Source organism: Salinicola sp. V024, assembly GCF_052645315.1.
On the sequence record NZ_JBQXYB010000001.1, the window covers coordinates 149,492 to 168,827 of the forward strand.

Annotated in this window: 16 protein-coding genes; 13 read left to right on the forward strand and 3 right to left on the reverse strand. The window is 64.0% G+C overall.

The window, feature by feature from the left end; genetic code table 11:
- Nucleotides 1-55: 55 nt before the first annotated feature.
- A complete protein-coding gene (locus tag ACUN9V_RS00665; RefSeq protein WP_445509962.1) occupies nucleotides 56-1,384 on the reverse strand; it encodes an MFS transporter in 1,329 nt (442 codons plus the stop codon).
- A gap of 218 nt (nucleotides 1,385-1,602) precedes the next feature.
- Between ACUN9V_RS00665 and ACUN9V_RS00670 the strand changes: the two genes are divergently transcribed.
- Nucleotides 1,603-1,881 (forward strand): SelT/SelW/SelH family protein, encoded by a 279-nt coding sequence (locus tag ACUN9V_RS00670; RefSeq protein WP_445509963.1) that lies wholly within the window; start codon nucleotides 1,603-1,605, stop codon nucleotides 1,879-1,881.
- 13 nt (nucleotides 1,882-1,894) lie between these two features.
- On the opposite strand, the gene ACUN9V_RS00675 is transcribed toward ACUN9V_RS00670, so the two are convergent.
- The gene (locus ACUN9V_RS00675) at nucleotides 1,895-2,866 is read right to left on the reverse strand and encodes a zinc transporter ZntB (protein ID WP_110692663.1); all 972 of its coding nucleotides are present in this window, start codon (nucleotides 2,864-2,866) and stop codon (nucleotides 1,895-1,897) included.
- Between the two features lie 133 nt (nucleotides 2,867-2,999).
- Nucleotides 3,000-3,749, reverse strand: coding sequence for an arylesterase (locus ACUN9V_RS00680; protein ID WP_445509964.1), 750 nt, complete (start codon nucleotides 3,747-3,749; stop codon nucleotides 3,000-3,002).
- On the opposite strand from ACUN9V_RS00680, the gene ACUN9V_RS00685 reads away from it, so the two are divergent.
- The 12 genes from ACUN9V_RS00685 to ACUN9V_RS00740 all read left to right on the forward strand — a co-directional run bounded on the left by ACUN9V_RS00685 (nucleotide 3,748) and on the right by ACUN9V_RS00740 (nucleotide 19,327).
- A complete protein-coding gene (locus ACUN9V_RS00685; RefSeq protein WP_445509965.1) occupies nucleotides 3,748-4,470 on the forward strand; it encodes an ABC transporter ATP-binding protein in 723 nt (240 codons plus the stop codon). The genes ACUN9V_RS00680 and ACUN9V_RS00685 overlap by 2 nt on opposite strands.
- Nucleotides 4,467-7,004, forward strand: a complete 2,538-nt coding sequence (locus tag ACUN9V_RS00690) for an ABC transporter permease (RefSeq protein ID WP_445509966.1) — start codon at nucleotides 4,467-4,469, stop codon at nucleotides 7,002-7,004. Before ACUN9V_RS00685 ends, ACUN9V_RS00690 begins: the two co-directional genes overlap by 4 nt.
- A gap of 260 nt (nucleotides 7,005-7,264) precedes the next feature.
- Nucleotides 7,265-8,527 carry a serine hydroxymethyltransferase gene (gene glyA / locus ACUN9V_RS00695; RefSeq protein WP_075562814.1) on the forward strand — a complete coding sequence of 421 codons (1,263 nt, stop codon included), beginning with the start codon at nucleotides 7,265-7,267 and terminating at the stop codon, nucleotides 8,525-8,527.
- 209 nt (nucleotides 8,528-8,736) lie between these two features.
- Nucleotides 8,737-9,552 carry a FadR/GntR family transcriptional regulator gene (locus ACUN9V_RS00700; protein ID WP_445509967.1) on the forward strand — a complete coding sequence of 272 codons (816 nt, stop codon included), beginning with the start codon at nucleotides 8,737-8,739 and terminating at the stop codon, nucleotides 9,550-9,552.
- A 3-nt stretch (nucleotides 9,553-9,555) separates the two neighbouring features.
- Complete coding sequence (dgoD, locus tag ACUN9V_RS00705) at nucleotides 9,556-10,704, forward strand: galactonate dehydratase (protein WP_445509968.1); 1,149 nt, start codon at nucleotides 9,556-9,558, stop codon at nucleotides 10,702-10,704.
- Between the two features lie 58 nt (nucleotides 10,705-10,762).
- The gene (locus ACUN9V_RS00710; RefSeq protein WP_445509969.1) at nucleotides 10,763-11,449 is read left to right on the forward strand and encodes a 2-dehydro-3-deoxy-6-phosphogalactonate aldolase; all 687 of its coding nucleotides are present in this window, start codon (nucleotides 10,763-10,765) and stop codon (nucleotides 11,447-11,449) included.
- Entirely contained in the window at nucleotides 11,446-12,459 is a 1,014-nt protein-coding gene (locus tag ACUN9V_RS00715; protein ID WP_445509970.1) for a 2-dehydro-3-deoxygalactonokinase, read from the forward strand. Before ACUN9V_RS00710 ends, ACUN9V_RS00715 begins: the two co-directional genes overlap by 4 nt.
- A gap of 338 nt (nucleotides 12,460-12,797) precedes the next feature.
- Nucleotides 12,798-13,664: an HAD-IIB family hydrolase gene (locus ACUN9V_RS00720; RefSeq protein ID WP_445509971.1), complete on the forward strand. Its 867-nt coding sequence runs from the start codon at nucleotides 12,798-12,800 to the stop codon at nucleotides 13,662-13,664.
- Nucleotides 13,665-13,856: 192 nt separating this feature from the next.
- The gene (locus tag ACUN9V_RS00725) at nucleotides 13,857-15,077 is read left to right on the forward strand and encodes a glycosyl transferase (RefSeq protein ID WP_075562809.1); all 1,221 of its coding nucleotides are present in this window, start codon (nucleotides 13,857-13,859) and stop codon (nucleotides 15,075-15,077) included.
- A 180-nt stretch (nucleotides 15,078-15,257) separates the two neighbouring features.
- Nucleotides 15,258-16,172 (forward strand): MBL fold metallo-hydrolase, encoded by a 915-nt coding sequence (locus ACUN9V_RS00730; RefSeq protein ID WP_445509972.1) that lies wholly within the window; start codon nucleotides 15,258-15,260, stop codon nucleotides 16,170-16,172.
- Between the two features lie 58 nt (nucleotides 16,173-16,230).
- Complete coding sequence (locus ACUN9V_RS00735) at nucleotides 16,231-17,517, forward strand: NAD(P)/FAD-dependent oxidoreductase (RefSeq protein WP_445509973.1); 1,287 nt, start codon at nucleotides 16,231-16,233, stop codon at nucleotides 17,515-17,517.
- 16 nt (nucleotides 17,518-17,533) lie between these two features.
- Nucleotides 17,534-19,327: a SulP family inorganic anion transporter gene (locus ACUN9V_RS00740; protein WP_445509974.1), complete on the forward strand. Its 1,794-nt coding sequence runs from the start codon at nucleotides 17,534-17,536 to the stop codon at nucleotides 19,325-19,327.
- Nucleotides 19,328-19,336: the final 9 nt, after the last annotated feature.

The window sequence follows — 19,336 nt, forward strand, 5'->3', positions numbered from 1 at the left end:
TTATAGAGACGCTACGTCGGATAATGATGCCACGACGACGCGGTATTACAACGCATTAGCCGGCGCTTGTCTCTTCCACCTCCGCCAGGGCGTGAGAGCTCAGTGCGGCGGTGATCGCAAGCGCGGCGAGCAGCAACAATAGCCCGGCGCTGCCCAGCCACTGAGCGAGCGCGCCCAGCATCAGCCCGACCGCCAGCATCAGCACGCCGGTGAACGTATTGGAGAACGCCACGTAGAGCGCCCGCGTATCGCTGTCGGCCAGATCGATGACGTAGGTCTTGCGACCCAGCCGAATTCCCGCGTGGGCGATCATCATCAGCCCGTAAACCAGGGCGTAGGGCCATACGCTGGCTCGCATCGTTTCCGGAAGCCATACACAGGCGGCCCCGGCCAGGCAGCAAGCCGCCGCACCGATGGCGCTGTTACGCATGACTCGCCGGCTGGAGCGGTCGGCCAGGCGGCCCCAGATCGGCCCGGCGATCATGCTGGCGACACCGGAAGTGACGATCAGAATGCCGAGGCTTGCCAGATCGGTGCCGCTGTTCTGTTGGCCCAGCAACGCCAGATACGGTAAGGCGAGCGCACTTGACAGCAACAGGGCGCGGGAGAGATTGAAATGCAGGAAGCGGCGGTCACGCTGCATCAGCGAGAACCCCTGCCTGACGCTCTGCCAGGCGTTGGCGCCGCCTGCGGTAGCCCCGGGTGCCTCATGGATCGCGGCGGCGCACAGCGCGTTCAATATCCAGCCAAGGGCGGCGGCGAACAGCAATACGGCCAATGCCGAGTGTCCGGGCTGATCGCCAAGCAGTATCAGGGTGGCGCCGACCAGCAGCGTCAGGGCGCCGGCAGCGCTGGCGCTCCAGCCCATCAGGGTACCGCGACGCTGTTTGGCGATGGTCTTGCCGAGGACGTCCTTGGTCGCGACCGATGATAGCCCCCGACCCAGCGCCAGTCCGGTCAGCGCGATCAGTACCAGCGCGCCACCCCAGCTACCGTGACCGAACAGCGCCAGCAGCCCGAGAATCGCGGCGCCGAAGGCTTGAGCGACACCGCCTGCGACCCATACCCACTTGCGGATGGGACGGAGTCGGATGTAGCCGGCGATCAGTAGCTGTGGCAGTAGGGCGCCGGCTTCGCGAATCGGCACCAGCAGCCCGACCATCCATACCGGAGCGCCGATGGCGCCCATCAGCCACGGCAGGATCAAACGTGCGTTGGAGAGCTCATCCGCGAGCTTGTTGCCGAGAGCGGCTAGCAGATGCCGAAAGAAATTGCCGGGTTGTTGCTGGCAGGCATCATCGGAGATATCGCGACACAGGCGGCTGTCTTCGTCGCCGGTGACGCGTTCGAAGAGGCGAGTGAGGCTGGTGTCTGTGGCTGGCATGAAAAACGGTCCCTGTTTCCCTGACGATTCCCGCTCGGTTCCGAGCCGTTGGCTGTGGCCCTGATTTTTGGCGCTACCGGGCCGGGTGATATCGAATCCAATCGCTTACGCCGCGCGATCGGCTCGAGTCGGCGGCCTGAGTTGACGCCTCGTGTTAACGGCTTGAGTTAACCCCTGGCGCCGTCGCATCATGCGTTCAGACGTTCGAGGAGAGACCCATGGCCCGCATCCGGATTCACTATTGTACCCAATGCCAGTGGTTGCTGCGTGCGAGCTGGTACGCTCAGGAGCTGCTGCAGACTTTCGGCGAGGACCTCGAACAGGTAGCGCTGGCGCCCAGCCACGGCGGGCATTTCGAAGTGTTCTACGACGACGAGACGCTCTGGGAGCGCAAGCGTGATGGCGGCTTCCCCGATATCAAGGAGCTGAAACGCCGGGTGCGTGATCGTCTCGATCCCGAGCGCGATCTGGGGCACACCGATCGCGCCTCGTCATGATCGAGCGACAGCTTTACCACCAGTGCTTGCGCTTGAGCAACCACATGACCCAGCCGCCGACCAGCGCGGTGATGGTCACGAAGATCACGAAGCCGTAGGGGCTATCGGCACCGGGAATGCCGCCGACGTTGATGCCCAGTAGCCCGGTCAGGAAACTCAGCGGCAGGAACACGGTGGTGACGATCGCCAGCATATACATGCGCTGGTTGAGCCGCTCGTTGTGTTCGCTGAAGAGCTGTTCCTGCAAAATCAGGGCCCGCTCCTGCATGGCATGGAAATCTTCCACGTAACGGGACAGCTGGTTGGCGCTCTCGCGAACCGACACCTTGGTATCTTCGTCCAGCCATTCGGAGCCCTGGGCAATCTGATCCAGACAGTCGCGTTGCGGGCCCATGAAACGTCTCAGCGTGATCAGCGAACGTCGCAGTCGCGAAAGATCGTCGGGGTCGACCTCCCGATCGCTCAGTTGATCCTCTTCGAGCTCGCCCAGACGGTCGTCGAGTTGATGAGCGACGTCACCGACCTTGTCCACCAGGGTTTCGGTCAGCCATGCCAGCAGGTCCGGGATCGAGAGCGCGCCGTCGCCGTTGTCGATTCGTTCACGCACGTCGCTGACCGATTTCAACGGCCGACGGCGCAGGGTGATCATTCGGTGAGGCGCGCACCAGATACGTAGCGAGATGAGGTCTTCCGGTGCGGCACCGGGATTGAGGTTGATACCGCGCAGAGTGGTGACGGCGCCGTTGCGGAACTTGGCCACGCGGGGGCGGGTATCCTCCTCGAGCAGCGCCTCGATCGGTGCTTCGTCGAGGCCGGCGATCTCCTCGAGGTAGGTGTGGACGTCCTCGTGACGAAAATCCAGATGCATCCACAGCGGGCGCGTAGGATCGGCCCACGCCTCCCGCAGCTGGCGCACGCTGAGAAGTCTGCCGCCGCCCTGTCCATCCAGTTCATACGCGGCGACCAGTGCCGTTTCGCTCTCCATCTTCAGCCTCCCTGCCGAACCGCCTTTCGACGCGATATGTCGCGAGTCTTTTCAAGGTGTTGACGATAGCACGTCAGTCGCGAGCCGCCAGCGACCGACACCGGAACCGGCTGCTTCGCAGGTCATGAATCACTTATTCGTCGGCATTGGCGGCTGCGTCGTTGGTGGCGCTGTCGTTAGGGGTGCTGTCGTTAGTGGCGTTAGTGGCGTTATCGTTGGCCGGCGACGTCAGCAGCGGTTCCAGCTTGGGCCAGACGTTGTCGAGAATGATCGGTTGGGCCTCGGCGGTGGGGTGAATGCCATCGCTTTGAAGCATGGTCTCCAGATCGACCCCCTCCAACAGAAAGGGCAGCAATGGCACTTGGTACTCGTCGGCCAGTTGGGTAAAGACACCGCGGAACGCATCGCTATAGGCGGGGCCGTAGTTGGGCGGGACCTCGATGCCCAGCAGCAGGACCTCGGCTCCTCGTTGTTGACTACGTTCGATCATCTTCGCCAGATTGACCTGCATCTGCTGTGGGGACAGGCCACGTAAACCATCGTTGCCGCCGAGCTCCAGCAGAACGATGTCGGGGTGGTATTGTCCGAGCATGTCGAGTAGTCGAGCCGAACCACCGGAAGTCGTCTCTCCGCTGATGCTGGCGTTGACGACGTCATGCTCATCGCCCAATCGCTGTTTCAGCAGGTTGACCCAACCCGCTTTTGGGTCGATGCCGTAAGCTGCGCTCAGGCTATCACCCATGACCAGTATGGTATCGGCACGAGCCGTGCTCGGGGCCAGCGCAAGCACGGAAAGGCCCACCAACAGCGCGCCACCTGCACAGCGCCTTGCCAGCCTGGCGACAGGCCTTTTGATGTCCAGCACAGGGAAACCACGCACCATGTCTTACTCCTCGAACGATCAGCAAACGCGGATTTTATATGCCAACGAACTCGGCAAACGAGTGACAAGCGGCGAACGAGAACTGGTTATTCTCGAATCGCTGGCGTTGGACGTTGATCGCGGTGAGAGTGTTGCCATCGTGGGAAGTTCCGGGGCCGGCAAGTCGACGCTGTTGGGCTTGTTGGCCGGGCTGGATGCCCCCAGTTCGGGTGAACTCGAGATGTTCGGTCAGTCGTTGAGCACTCTCGACGAAGATGGTCGCGCCGCGCTGCGCGCGGGGCGCGTCGGCTTCGTTTTTCAGAACTTCCAGTTATTACCCACTCTCACCGCAATCGAAAACGTTATGTTGCCGTTGGAACTGTCCCCACGGCAAGACGTTGCGGGCAAAAGTCGCCAATGTCTGGAGCGGGTCGGTCTGGGAGCACGCCTGGATCACCTGCCGAAGCAACTTTCCGGCGGCGAACAGCAGCGGGTGGCGGTGGCCCGGGCATTCGTGACCGAGCCCGACCTGGTCTTCGCCGACGAGCCCACCGGCAATCTCGACGAGACCACCGGCAAGCGCATCATCGATTTGCTGTTCGATCTTAATCGCGAGTCCGGTACGACGCTCATTCTGGTGACGCACGACATGGCCCTTGCCAGACGCTGCGATCGTTGTCTGCAGCTCGAAGGTGGCAGGCTGCAGGCGGTCGAGCGTCAGCCGCATGGGGTCGAAGCATGAATCTGATCGCACTGTCGCTGAAGGGGCTCCGGCGCGATCTGCGGGCGTCCGACGTACGCGCGCTGTTCGTGGCGTTGGCGCTGGCGGTGGCGGCGACCACCATGATCGGCTTCTTTCTCGACCGGCTCGACCGGGGGCTGACGCGGCAGGCGGGTCAGCTGCTGGGCGGCGATCTGGTGCTCGAACAGGGCCAGCCCTTTGACGACGGTTTGCGCCAGGAGCTGCGTCAGGCCGGCCTGACGTTGAGCGATCAGGTCGATCTGGTGTCGATGGTCAGTCAGGCAGATGCCTTCCAGCCGGCGGGGCTGAAAGTCGTCGATGACCATTATCCGCTCTACGGTCAGGTCCGCGTGGATCGTGGTGACGGCATCGAGAAACTCGCTCATGGTCCGCCACCGGGCAGTGCCTGGATCGCGCCGCGACTGGCCCAGTTGCTGGATGCCAAGGTCGGGGACAGCGTCCAGGTCGGCTCTCTGGCGCTGACCATCACCGGACTGATCGATCGCGAGCCCGACCAGCAGGCCGGTTTCGCCGGTCTGACGCCGCGCATCATGCTCAATATCCAGGATCTCGATGCCACGGGTCTGATCAGGCCGGGGTCGCGCATCGAGTACGAACTGCTGGCCGCCGGCCCGCCGGCCGCCGTCGACAGTCTCGGCAGTCGTCTCGATACGCTGCGCGAAGCCGGCGTCGAGATTCGCGATGTGCGCGTGGACCGTCCCAGCCTCGGCCGCTCGCTGGATCGGGCCCAGAAATACCTGAGCCTGGCCGGGCTGGCGGCGGTGCTGCTGGCGGGTGTCGCCGTCGCCATGGCGACGCGCCGTTACGTCGATCGCCATCTGGACACGGCCGCGCTGCTGCGCTGTTTCGGCGCTTCGCAACGGCAGCTGGGTCAACTGTTCGCCTGGCAGCTGGCGTGGCTGGGGCTGGCGGCGTCTGTGGTCGGCGCGCTGCTGGGCCTCGCCGGTCAGGCGGTACTGCTATCGCTGCTGACCCGCTTTCTGCCGCTGGAGCTGCCTGCCCCCGGCGGTATGCCTTGGCTAATGGGCGTACTGACGGCACTGGCGGTGCTGGTGGGTTTTGCCGGCCCCACGCTGCTGAGGCTCAAGCGCGTCAGTGCGCTCAAGGTGCTGCGCCGCGAGCTCGATCCGATCCCGCCGTCCGGATGGCTGGTGGTGACGTTCGCCAGCCTCGTCTTCGGCGCGCTGCTGTGGCTCTATTCCGGCGATCCGATATTGGCAGCAGGCATTCTGCTGGGCGGCCTGGCGGCGCTGGTCGTGCTATGGGGTATCGGCCAGATGCTGATGAACCTGCTGCTGGCGGTGCTGGCTCGGCTGCCGCAAAGGAGCCAGAACGGCCGTGCCTGGCAACTGGGCGGCCGCCAACTGGCGCGACGGCGCCAGGCAAGCCTCGGCCAGCTGCTGGCGTTCTCGGTCACCTTTGCCGCCATGGCGATCATCGCTCTGGTCCGGGGCGATCTGCTGACCACCTGGCAGGCACAGCTGCCCACGGATACGCCCAATTACTTCGCGATCAACATCCAGCCGCAGGAGCGTGACGGCGTCGAGTCGTTGATCGACAGCGCCGCCGACAGCGGCAGCGGTCTCTATCCCATGGTTCGGGGCCGACTGACGGCCATCGATGGCAAGCCCCCGAAGCAGCAGGTGCCGGAAGATCACCAGACAGACGGCGCGCTGCGGCGTGACCTCAATCTCACCTGGCGCGCGGCGCTGCCCGAGGGCAACCGAATCACCGCCGGCGAGTGGTTCGGCGCCGATACCGATACTGACACCGGGTCCGAGGCGGCGAGCGACGGATCAGTGCCGATATCGGTCGAGGAAGAGCTGGCAGGGCGCCTCGGGCTTTCGCTGGGCGACGAGCTGACGTTCACCATCGGCAGCGACAGCGTCACCGGCCGGATCACCAGTTTGCGTCATCTCGACTGGGAGAGCTTTCAGCCCAACTTCTTCATCATCTTTCCGCCAGGCGCCTTGGACGACTTCGGCCACAGCTATATCACCTCGTTCCATCTCGCCGAGGGCGACAACGACATGCTGGCCGAGATGGTGCGGCAGTATCCCGGCGTGTCGGTGCTCAACGTCGAGGCGTTGCTGGAGCAGGTGCGCGGGATTCTCGGCCAGGTCACGCGAGCCATCGAATTCGTGCTCGGCTTCGTGCTGCTGGCGGGGGTCAGCGTGCTCTACGCCGCGCTCACCGCCAGCCGGCCGGCGCGGGCTCACGAAGGGGCGTTACTGCGGGTGTTCGGCGCCGGCAATCGCATCCTGGCGCGGATGCAGTGGGCCGAATTCGCGCTGCTCGGTTTCGCCAGCGGGCTGCTGGGCGCGGCACTGGCCGAGGCGGCCGCGCTGGGCATCTACGGCTGGCTGGGGCTTGCGCCTCGCATGCACTGGCTGATGTGGATCGTGATGCCGGTTCTGGGCGCCGCGGTCGTCGGTGGCATCGGTTTCGTGCTGTCGCGGGGCGCCCGACGACAGGCGCCGATGGAGAGTCTGCGATTGTTGGGAGAGACTTGAAGAAGCACTTCTTTGATGATCGCGAACGAGGGCGAGAATCCCGTTCGTGTCGGCGGCGGGATAGCCAATGCCGCCCCGGAGTACGCTTTACCGACGCTAAAGCCGACGTGAGAAATTATGCGCCAGCGCATGACGGACTTTCATAGGAAAGGCCGTCAGCGCTGGGGTATCATTGCCGCCCATCATTTGAGATCGAGCCACCGGATGCCGGACTTTCGCCGGTGGCAGTCGAACCATCCCCGAGCCGAGGATACCCGTCGATGTTCACCCGAGAGATGCAGGTTGCCGGATTCGATGACGCCCTCTGGGACGCGATGCAGCAGGAAGTCGCGCGCCAGGAAGCCCACATCGAGCTGATCGCCTCCGAGAACTATGCCAGCCCGCGCGTGATGCAGGCCCAGGGCACGCAGCTGACCAACAAGTACGCGGAAGGCTACCCCGGCAAGCGCTACTACGGTGGCTGTGAGCACGTCGACGTGGTCGAGCAGCTGGCGATCGATTATGCCAAGGAACTGTTCGGCGCTACCTACGCCAACGTCCAGCCGCACTCCGGCTCCCAGGCCAACGGCGCGGTATTCCAGGCGCTGGTCAAGCCGGGCGACACCGTGCTGGGCATGAGCCTGGATGCCGGCGGGCACCTGACCCACGGCGCCAAGCCGAGCTTCTCGGGCAAGCACTACAACGCGGTTCAGTACGGCATCGATGACAGCGGCCGGATCGATTACGCGGAAGTCGCCAAGCTGGCGCGCGAGCACCAGCCGAAGATGATCATCGCCGGTTTCTCCGCCTACTCCCAGATCATCGACTGGGCCGAATTCCGCAAGATCGCCGACGAAGTGGGCGCCTATCTGCTGGTCGACATGGCGCATGTCGCCGGCCTGGTCGCGGCTGGCGTCTATCCCAGCCCGATGGCGCACGCGCACGTGGTCACCACGACCACCCACAAGACCCTGCGCGGCCCGCGAGGCGGCCTGATCCTGTCCGCCGAGAACGATGCCGACATCGAGAAGAAGCTGCAGTCGGCGGTCTTCCCGGGCGGTCAGGGCGGTCCGCTGATGCACGTCATCGCGGCCAAGGCGATCTGCTTCAAGGAGGCGATGGACCCCGAGTTCAAGACCTACCAGCAGCAGGTGGTCAAGAATGCCCAGGCAATGGCCGGCGTGTTCATCGAACGCGGTTTTGAGGTCGTCTCCGGCGGTACCGAAGATCATCTGTTCCTGCTGTCGCTGGTCAAGCAGGGCCTGACCGGCAAGGACGCCGACGCCGCGCTGGGTCGTGCTCACATCACCGTCAACAAGAACGCCGTGCCCGGCGACCCGCAGAGCCCGTTCGTGACCTCCGGCCTGCGGATCGGTACGCCGGCAGTTACCACGCGCGGTTTCGGTGAGACCGAATGCCGCGATCTGGCCGGCTGGATCTGCGACATTCTCGATGCCATGCAGGCAGGAGACTCCAGTCAGGTGGAAGGCGAGGTCAAGGCCAAGGTCGAGACCGTCTGCTCGCGGCTGCCGGTCTATCGCTGATTTATCGGACTTGTCGTTCGTCCTGAAAGCCGCCATTTTCTGAATAGGGAAAGTGGCGCTACCACGGCGCCCCTCCTGGCACTTGTCAGGAGGGGCGCCGTCGTTTCCGGCGTGTGAAAAGTCGGCTCTTTGACCATGGTCTAAAGGCAGCCAACCGAAACTTGCTAGAAGCTATGTCGGACATAAGCGCCAGTGAGTTGAACATCGCGATGCCCAGAGAACCGTCAGTGACCGATGCCGCCGGCGTCCCCCGCGGGGATATCGCCGAGACGCTTGCCGAAGCCGTGTTCAGCGGCCGCTACGCCATCGGCGATACCATTCCGCGGGAAGTCGACCTGTGCGAACGCTTCGGCGTCAGTCGCAGCACGGTCCGCAGTGCGCTGCAGAAGCTGGTCAACGCCGGTTTGCTGGTCCGGGTCTCAGGGCAGGGCACGCGAGTCTGCGAACTTTCCGCCTGGCATCTGCTCGATCCGCAGGTCAGCGCGTGGATGGCGCACTATGCGCAACCCAACCCGCACCTGCAGCGCGAGGTTTTCGCCTTTCGCGTGGGGGTCGAACCCTTCGTGGCGAGTCTGGCCGCGACTCATGCCACCGCTTCGGACCTGCTCGCCATCGAGAACGCCTTCGAAGGCATGTTGCGCACGCTCGAATGCGAAGATCTTCACTGGCAGGGGCAGAGCTACAACGCCTACGACGTGGCGTTTCACGAGGCCATCTTCGCCGCCTCCCACAATCTGATCTGGGCGCAGATCAGCCACGTGCTCAAACCGGCCATCGCCCTGATCGTCGAGCGCTCCAACCAGAGTGCTACGCTGCATAGCGCCAAGGATCTCGATGACAGCATGGCGCGGCACCGCCGGGTCATGGAGGCGATCCGCCTGCGCCAGCCGCAGGAGGCCGCCGAGGCAGCGCTGTCGGTGCTCAAGCGCACCGGACGGGACCTCGGGATGGAGGACCTGGTCAAAAATCCGCCCGCGATCGTCATGTCGCTACCGATGACCGAACTTAATGAAGAGAACAGGTGAACCATGAAAATTACCCGCTTGAAGACCTGGCAGGTCCCGCCGCGCTGGCTGTTTCTGAAAATCGAGACCGACGAGGGCTGCTATGGCTGGGGCGAACCGGTGGTCGAGGGCCGCGCGGCTACGGTCGAAGCGGCGGTACACGAACTTGCCGACTATCTGATCGGCCAGGACCCGCACCGCATCGAACACCTGTGGAACATCATGTACCGCGCCGGTTTCTATCGCGGCGGTCCGATCCTGATGAGTGCCATTGCCGGCATCGATCAGGCGCTGTGGGATCTCAAGGGGCGTGATCTGGGGGTGCCGGTGCATCAACTGCTGGGCGGTGCCTGTCGCGACAAGATGCGCATGTACGCCTGGACCGGCGGCGACAAGCCCAGCGACGTCGGCGCCGGTGCCAAGGCGCTGGTCGAGCAGGGCTTCACCGCGTTCAAGATGAACGGTACCGCCGAGATGGCGATCGTCGATTCTCACGCCAAGGTCGACGAAGCGGTGGCGCGTGTCGCCGAGGCCCGCGACGCGGTGGGTCCGGATGTCGGCATCGGCATCGATTTCCACGGTCGCGTGCATCGACCGATGGCCAAGGCGTTGCTGCGGGAACTCGAGCCTTATCACCCGATGTTCGTCGAGGAGCCGGTGCTGCCGGAGCATCTGCCGAGCCTCAAGCACATCGCCGGCGGCCTGAGTTATCCCATCGCCACCGGCGAGCGACTGCACACGCGTTATCAGTTCCGCGATCTGCTGGTCGAAGGGATGGTCGATATCGTCCAACCCGATCTGTCCCACTGCGGCGGTATCAGCGAAGGGATGAAGATCGCGACGCTCGCCTCCTGTTTCGATGTCGCGCTGGCGCCGCACTGCCCGTTGGGGCCGTTGACACTGGCCGCGTCGCTGCACGTGGATGCGGTCAATCACAACGCCTTCATCCAGGAGCAGAGCATGGGGATCCACTACAATCGGGACAACGACGTGCTCGATTATCTGGTGGACAAGAACGCGCTGGCGATCGAGAACGGTTTCTGTGCGATTCCTCAGGGCCCGGGGCTGGGCGTGGAGATCGACGAAGCGTTCGTCGAAGAGCGTTCCAAGGTCGGGCACCGCTGGCGGAACCCGGTGTGGACGCATGAGGATGGCTCGATAGCCGAATGGTGATTCCTGGCGCTCTGCTGGCAGCATTCTGTCGAGGCAGGCCGCCATCGAGGAGAGAGAAATGAACGAGACACGCAAGTTCGCACTGGAAACGGCGCTGCGCGAGCGGCCGCTGGTGGCCATTCTGCGCGGTATCACCCCGCAAGAGATCGATGCAGTATTCGACGCGCTGGTGACGGCGGGTTTCAAGCTGATCGAGATTCCGCTCAACTCGCCACGGGCCTGGGACAGCATCGCGGCCATCGCCAAGCGCTGCCCGGATGACGTGGTGATCGGCGCCGGCACGGTGCTGGACCCGGCGCATGCCGAGCGCCTGGCGGGCCTCGATGCGCCGCTGTTGATCACGCCCAATACCGACCCGGAAGTGATTCGCGCCGGCGTCGAGCACGGCCTGGCGCCGATGATCGGCTGTATGACCCCGAGCGAGGCGCTGGCAGCGGCCAGAACCGGCGCGACGGCGCTCAAGCTGTTCCCGGCGGCTCGCCTGGGCACCGGCTATTTCAAGGATATCAGCGCGATTCTGCCCAAGGGCTTGCCGGTGCTGGCGGTCGGCGGTATCGATCAGAGCAACATGAGCGAGTGGCATGCCCACGGTGTCGCCGGCTTCGGGTTCGGCAGCAATCTCTACAAGCCCGGCCGGAAAGCCGAAGAGGTCGGCGAGATCGCCGCCGAGCTGGTCGCCGAGTGGCGGCGGCTGACCGAAGTCGCCCATCAGGCGGAGCAGCTCGAACGCGAGGCCGACGCATGAGCGGGGAGCAGCAAAACAGCGCCGCCGAACGCCTGATCGTCATTGACTGGGGCACCAGCAACTTCCGGGCGTTTCTGGTCGACACGACCAGCGGCGAGGTGCTCGACAGCCGCCGTTCTGCCTCCGGTCTGCGCGCGTTGAGCCAGAGCGAATTCCCCCATTACTGTGCCTCGCAGACCGATGACTGGCGGAATGGCGATGGCGCGGCTTCGGGTGCTGACGGCGCGACTTCGGGTGGTGACGGCACGGCTTCGGGCGCTGACGGCGCGGCTTCGGGCGCTAAAAAAGTCCCGGTTTATCTCGCCGGCATGGTGGGCTCGGCGCGGGGCTGGTACGAGGCGCCGCAGCTGGAGCTGCCGGCAACCGCGGCCGATCTCGCGGACAATGTCGTCGCAGCACCCGGGCTCGACAACGTCTGGATCGTACCGGGGGTCAAGCAGGTGACGCCCGAACACGTCGACGTGATGCGCGGCGAAGAGGTCCAGGCGTTCGGTGCGTTGGCGCTGGCGGGTGTCGACAGCGGCGATTGCTGCCTGCCGGGCACCCACAGCAAGTGGGCGCGTCTCGATGCTGGCCGCATGGTCGAATTCACCACCGTCATGACCGGCGAGCTCTATCACGCCGTGCGCTTTCATACCCTGCCGGGGGAGCCGGCCCGCGACGAGGCGCCTTTCGACGAGGCAGCATTCCGGCTGGGCGTTTCCCGTGCCGGCTGCCCGGGCGGTGTGATGCATGCGCTGTTCGAGGCCCGCAGCCGGCATCTTTACGCGGGGCTCGAAGCGGGGCAGGTGGGCAGCTTCCTCTCCGGTGTACTGATCGGCGAGGAGGTGCATGCCATGCGCCAGGCACGTCCCGGACTCGAGGTCGTACGTCTGATCGGCGCGGAGTCGTTGCGCGAAAGCTACACCATCGCGCTGGAAGCCGCCGGACTCCGCGTCGAGGCCATCGACAGTGATCGGGCGACGCTGGCCGGCGTCGGCGCCATTGCGGCGAAACACGCCCGGCGTTGACCCCCGGCGTCACCGCTCGTGTCGATGATGCATCTAATGCAATGCACCTAAAACAATGCATCCACGACAATGCCCCTATGACGATGCACCTCAATAGTGCACCGAAACGGTTTGCGGCAACCGCGTCGAGGGTTTGATCAGCGAATGTTTGATCGGTGAAGGTTCGATCAGATTAGGTCCGATTAGCGCTGTTGACGGCCCGTGGTCAGGACAAATGGCCCGGGCCGTCGTGTTTGGCATGATCCGTGCTACCTTCATCCATGGAACTTTCCTATAGAACTGCCGACACGCAGCCGCCCGCGTACGACATGACGAGGTGAAGCGATGCAGGTGAACCCATGACGCAGCCGGCCTTGAACAAACCGTCCCTGATGGTATTTACCGATCTCGATGGATCGCTGCTGGATCACGATACTTACGACTGGCAGCCGGCGTCGGCCTGGCTTTCGCGCCTCGAGCGGCAGTCGATTCCGGTCATTCCCACCACCAGCAAGACTCGTAGCGAACTGCTGGCGTTGCGCCAGGAACTGGGGCTCGAGGAAACCCCGTTCATCGCCGAGAACGGCGCCGTCATCGGCCTACCGCCCTCATGGCAGCATGCGCGCCTGGATCGCGATCCCGCCTCGCCGGACGGTCTGGTGGTCAAGACCCCCAGCATGGATGTGGACTTCATCCGGCGGCGCCTGGACGTGGTGCGTGAGCGTCACGGTCTGCGCTTTCGACGCATGGGCGAGATGGACGTTGCCGAGGTTCGCGAGTTGACCGGACTCAGCGAGTCCGGTGCCGCACAGGCCATGGATCGGGAGGGCAGCGAGCCGCTGGTGTGGGAAGACGACGACATCAAACTGCAGACATTACATGAGACGCTCCAGGTTGATGGCTTGCGGCTGACTCGCGGCGGTCGTTTCTGGCATGTGATGGGCGCCGTCGACAAGGGCCAGGCATCGGACTGGCTGGTGGCTCGATTCGAGGCGCTGCGGGGCTATCGTCCGCAGACGATCGGCCTGGGTGACGGGCCCAACGATCTGACGCTGCTGGCGGCCACCGACATGGCCGTTGTCATCGCCGCCAAGCATGGTCAACCAATGCCGCTGGAAAACCCGCGGGTCTACCGAACCGAAGCGCAGGGACCCGCCGGTTGGTCGGAAGGGGTATCGCACTGGCTGGTCAGCGAACTGGGGTGGGACACGAACGAGCCGTCCTGAAGAGGATGACGCGGAAGGGATGAGGTCGAACGGACGGGATTGAGCGGTTGAGGTTGGATGACTGAGGTTGAACGGCTGGGTTTGGATGGCTGGGTTTGGATGGCTGGGTTTGGATGGCCGATGGTGGATAGACAGTCCCGATAACCGGCGTCAGGGAACGACGCCAGGAAGACAATATGACGAGGGCGCTTCATGAGTGATTTTTATCAGAACGGTATCGTTACCAATTTTCACAACCTCACGCGTCGCTCGGTGGAAGCACTGGAAAACGACCTCAAGCAGTTCTCCCGCAGCCGCCCGATGGGGTTGATCCTGCCGTCGCTGTATTCCGAGCTGGAAGGGCCGGCGCTTTCGCATATCGTCGACGAGCTGTGCAAGGTGCCCTATCTCAGCGAGATCGTCATCGGCCTGGATCGCGCCGATCGCGAGCAGTTTTTGAAAGCGCGCGAATTCTTCTCCCGTCTGCCGCAGCATCACCGCATTCTCTGGAACGACGGGCCCCGGCTCCAGGCCCTGCAGCAGGAGCTGGCGAAGGAAAATCTGGCGCCGCTGGAGCCCGGCAAGGGCTGCAACGTCTGGTACTGCTCCGGTTACGTGCGCGCGTCCGGCAAGGCCGAGGCGATAGCGCTGCATGACTGCGATATCGTCACCTACGACCGCGGCCTGCTGGCTCGGCTGATCTACCCGGTCGCCAATCCGCGGTTCCACTACGAGTTCTGCAAGGGCTACTACTCGCGTATCGCCTCCGGCAAGCTCAATGGGCGTGTGGCGCGGTTGATGGTCACGCCGCTGATTCGTGCCTTCAAGATGATCTACGGCCCGCTGCCCTATCTCGACTATCTCGACAGTTTCCGCTATCCGCTCTCCGGCGAGTTCTCGATGCGCGCCGACGTGCTCGACGGCATCCGTATTCCCAGCGACTGGGGGCTCGAGATCGGCGTGCTTTCCGAGGTGCACCGCAATTTTTCGACCAAACGCCTGTGTCAGGTCGATATCGCCGATGCCTACGATCACAAGCACCAGCCGGTCTCGGAGGAAGATCCGTCGGGCGGTCTGAACCGCATGAGCATGGACATCGCCAAGGCGATGTATCGCAAGCTGGCGACGCTCGGCGTCGAGATGAGCGTCGAGAGCTTCCGTACCGTCAAGGCGACTTACTACCGCGTGGCGCTGGATCTGATCGAAGCCTACGACCATGATGCCGCGATGAACGGGCTCAAGCTCGACCGTCACAGCGAGGAAGCGGCGGTGGAACTGTTCGCCGACAACATCATGCAGGCCGGTGCGGCTTTCTTCGAATCGCCGCGCGACAAGCCGTTCATCCCCAGCTGGAACCGGGTTCAGGCAGCGATCCCGGATCTCCAGGATCGGCTCTACGAAGCCGTGGAGCTGGATAACAGCGGCGATGTCTGACGCCGTCGCTCAACATGTCGGAAACCGCGCTTCGGCGCGGTTTTTTTTATGGGGTTTGGAAAGATCGATATGCCTATTGAATCTATGAAAAGCAGATCACGAAACTTTATATAAAAAATCGTTCTAACGTTAGAACTAATTTGGCGCTACTCTAGGGGCATGCCTTCCTAAGGAGCCGTCATGAACACCTTTGCTCTCTCTCGAGGCGACAGAAATAAAGGCCGACCCGATGTCGCCGGTTTCTTCGACCCTCGCACGTTCAGTATCCAGTACATCGTCAGCGATCCCGCCACGCGTCGCTGCGCGATCATCGATCCAGTGCTCGATTACGATGAGAAGTCCGGGGCGACGGCCACCCTGCAGGCCGACGATCTGCTGGCCTACGTCGAGCGTGAAGAGCTCGTGGTCGAGTGGATTCTCGATACCCATCCGCACGCGGATCACTTTTCCGCCGCGCGCTATCTGCATGACAGGACCGGCGCGCCCACCGCCATCGGCCGGCCGGTGACGCAGGTGCAGGCATTGTGGAAGGAGATCTACCACTGGCCGGACCTGAAGGACGACGGCAGCCAGTGGGATCATCTGTTCGGTGATGGGGATACCTTCACGCTGGGCGAGATCGAGTGCCGCGTGATGCACTCGCCGGGCCATACGCTGGCCTCGGTCACCTACGTCATCGGCGATGCCGCCTTCGTTCACGACACCCTGTTTCAGCCCGACTTCGGTACCGCTCGTGCCGACTTTCCCGGCGGCAGTGCGCACCAGCTGTGGCACTCGATCCAGGCGATCCTCGCGCTGCCCGACCAGACGCGCCTGTTCACCGGTCACGATTACATGCCCGACGGCCGCGATCCGCAGTGGGAAAGCACCGTGCGCGAGCAGCGCGAGACCAACAAGCATCGTTTGAGCGACAGCAGCGAGGCTGAGTTTGTTGCGCTGCGTGAGAAGCGCGATAGCGAACTGCCGATGCCAAAGCTGATCCTGCACGCCCTGCAGGTCAACATTCTCGGTGGCCGCCTCCCCGAACCGGAGAGCAACGGCAAGCGCTATCTGAAATTGCCGCTCGACGCCCTGGCAGGCGCCGCGTGGGAGTGAGAAGGCGTCGTCGCCAAGCGCTATCGCGCCGCGCCGAATCGACTAAAGGGAGCCAGTCATGAACGAATCGACAGTCATGAACGAATCGACAGACACGAATCAGTCGACAGCCGCGAACGAAAAGTACCATGACATCGTCATCATCGGCGGTGGGGCGGGGGGCATCGCGGTCGCCGCGAGTCTTCACAAACGTCGTGCGGATCTCGATATCGCCATCGTCGAGCCCGCACAGGATCACTTCTACCAGCCCGGCTGGACGCTGGTCGGCGGTGGCGTATTCACTGCTGAACAGACCCGGCGTTCGATGCACTCGGTGATGCCGAGCTTCGTCACCTGGTATCAGGCCGCGGCGGAACAGCTGCTGCCGGAATCCCGCCAGGTCGTGCTGGACAACGGGACGACGCTTGGCTACCGGGCACTGGTGGTTGCGCCAGGTCTCGAGATCGACTGGCAGGCGATCGATGGTCTCGAGGAGACGCTGGGCAAGAATGGCGTGACGTCGAACTACCGTTTCGATCTGGCGCCCTACACCTGGTCGCTGGTTCAGGCAATGCGAGGCGGCAAGGCGCTGTTTACCCAGCCGCCAATGCCGATCAAGTGCGCCGGGGCGCCACAGAAGGCGATGTATCTCTCCTGTCACGAGTGGGAGAAGCAGGGCGTCCTGAACGGCATCGATGTCCATTTCCACAATGCCGGCGGTGTGATGTTCGGTGTCTCGGACTTCGTGCCGGCACTGGACGAATACGTTCAGCGTTACGGCATCCACAAGCAGTTCCAACAGAACCTCATCGCTGTGGACGGCCCGGCCCAGAAGGCGCGTTTTCGCGTCACGAGCGAAGATAGCAGCGAAGAGATCGAGACCGATTTCGACATGCTTCACGTCGTGCCGCCTCAGCGCGCCCCACGGCTGGTGCGCGAATCGTCACTGGCCAACGAGGGTGGCTGGCTCGATCTCGATGCCGACACTCTCCAGCACAACCACTTCAGTGATGTCTTCGGTCTCGGCGACGCCAGCGGTACCGGCAACGCCAAGACGGCCGCCGCCGTGCGCAAGCAGGCACCGGTAGTGGCGGACAACCTGCTGGCTGTGCTCGATGGCAAGCCGATGCCCTCCGGCTATGCGGGATATGGCGCCTGTCCGTTGACGGTCGAACGAGGCCGCGTGGTGCTGGCGGAGTTCGGTTACGGCGGCAAGTTGCAGCCGACGTTCCCGTCCTGGATCAATCAGGCGACACGGCCGACCCGGCTCGGCTGGAACATCAAGGCGCAGCAGCTCCCCTTCATCTACTGGAATCTGATGCTCAAGGGACACGAATGGCTGGCCAAGCCGCAGGCGCGCACTTGATCGGGGCCGGCAGATCATGAATCAGCCGCAAAAAGCCGGATTGGCACGCTGGCTCCCGATCCTGGATTGGGGGCGGCGTTACAACGGCGGGTTGCTGGGCGAGGATCTGCTGGCGGCCATCATCGTGGCGCTGATGCTGATCCCGCAGGCGCTGGCCTACGCCATGCTGGCGGGACTCCCGCCGGTGGTGGGGTTGTACGCGAGCCTGGTGCCGCTGGTCGTCTACACCCTGCTGGGGAGTAGCGCGACGCTCTCCGTCGGCCCGATGGCGGTGGTGTCTCTGATGACGGCATCGGCGCTTTCACAGGTTGCCGAGTCGGGATCGCCGAACTACATCGCCGCAGCCCTGGTGCTGGCACTGCTCTCCGGGGCCATTCTGCTGATCATGGGGCTATGTCGGCTGGGCTTTCTGGTCAACTTTCTGAGCCACCCGGTGATGACCGGCTTCGTCAGCGCCTCGGGCGTGCTGATCGCGGCAAGCCAGCTCAAACAGCTGCTCGGTATCGATCTCTCCGGTTCCACGTTGCCGGCACTGTTATCCCGGCTACCCTCGGCGCTGGACAGCGTCAGCCTGCCGACTGTCATCATTGGGATGGGGTCGCTGCTGCTACTGGGGATGATACGGGGGTGGGGCAAGTCCGCGCTGGAACGCTGTCACGTACCGGCCCGTGTGGCTGCCGTGCTGGTCAAGCTGGCGCCCATCGCCACCATCGTATTGGCGGCGCTGGTCGCCGGCGCGGCGGGATGGCTGGGCCGCGACGTGGCCGTCATCGGCGAGATCCCCGCCGGGCTGCCACCGCTGACCCTGCCCGACTGGGAGCCGGAGCTGTGGCGATCGCTGATCGGTTCGGCGGTGCTGATCAGCATCGTCGGCTACGTGGAGTCGGTTTCGGTGGCGCAGGCGCTGGCGGTGCGCCGCGGTGAGCGCGTCGATCCGGACCAGGAACTGATCGGGCTCGGCGGGGCCAATCTGGCGGCGGCGTTCACCGGCGGCATGCCGATCACCGGCGGCTTCTCCCGCTCCGTGGTCAATTTCGACGCCGGCGCTCGCACCCCGGCGTCCAGCGCGTTCACCGCCGTGGGTATCGCGCTGGCCATGCTGTTTCTGTCGCCCTGGCTGCGGGAACTACCGATGACGACACTGGCGGCGACCATCGTCATCGCCACCGTCTCGCTGATCGATCTGGCGGCGTTCAGGCGCGTCTGGCGCTATGCCCGCGGCGAAGGCATCGCCATGTCGGCGACCGCACTGGCAACGCTGATGCTGGGCGTCGACGTGGGCATTCTGGTCGGTGTCGCCATGTCGCTGGCGCTGCACCTCTATGGCACCAGCCGGCCTCATAGCGCGGAAGTCGGCCGCATTCCCGGCACCGAGCATTTTCGCAACGTCCGCCGCCACGCCGTGGAAACCGACGCCGGGGTTGCCATTCTGCGCGTCGACGAGAGCCTCTACTTCGCCAACGTCCGCCACCTGGAAGACCTGGTCACGGCAGTGGTTTCTCGCGATCCGTCGCCGCGGGATCTGGTATTGGCCTGTCAGGCGATCAACGTCATCGATGCCACGGCGCTGGAAAGTCTCGAGGCGCTCAATCGGCGTCTTCGAGACCGGCAGATCGGGCTGCATCTCGCCGAAGTGAAAGGCCCGGTGATGGATCGGCTGAGTCGCACTGAACTGCTCGAAACGCTCAATGGCCGCGTTTTCCTGAGCACCTTCGATGCCTGGTGCGAGCTGCACGGCCGTGGCTCTGCGCCGCTGAGCCATCCCTGTATCGAATCACCGACGCCCGGTCATTCGGTGACTGCCGGCTGATGACGATAG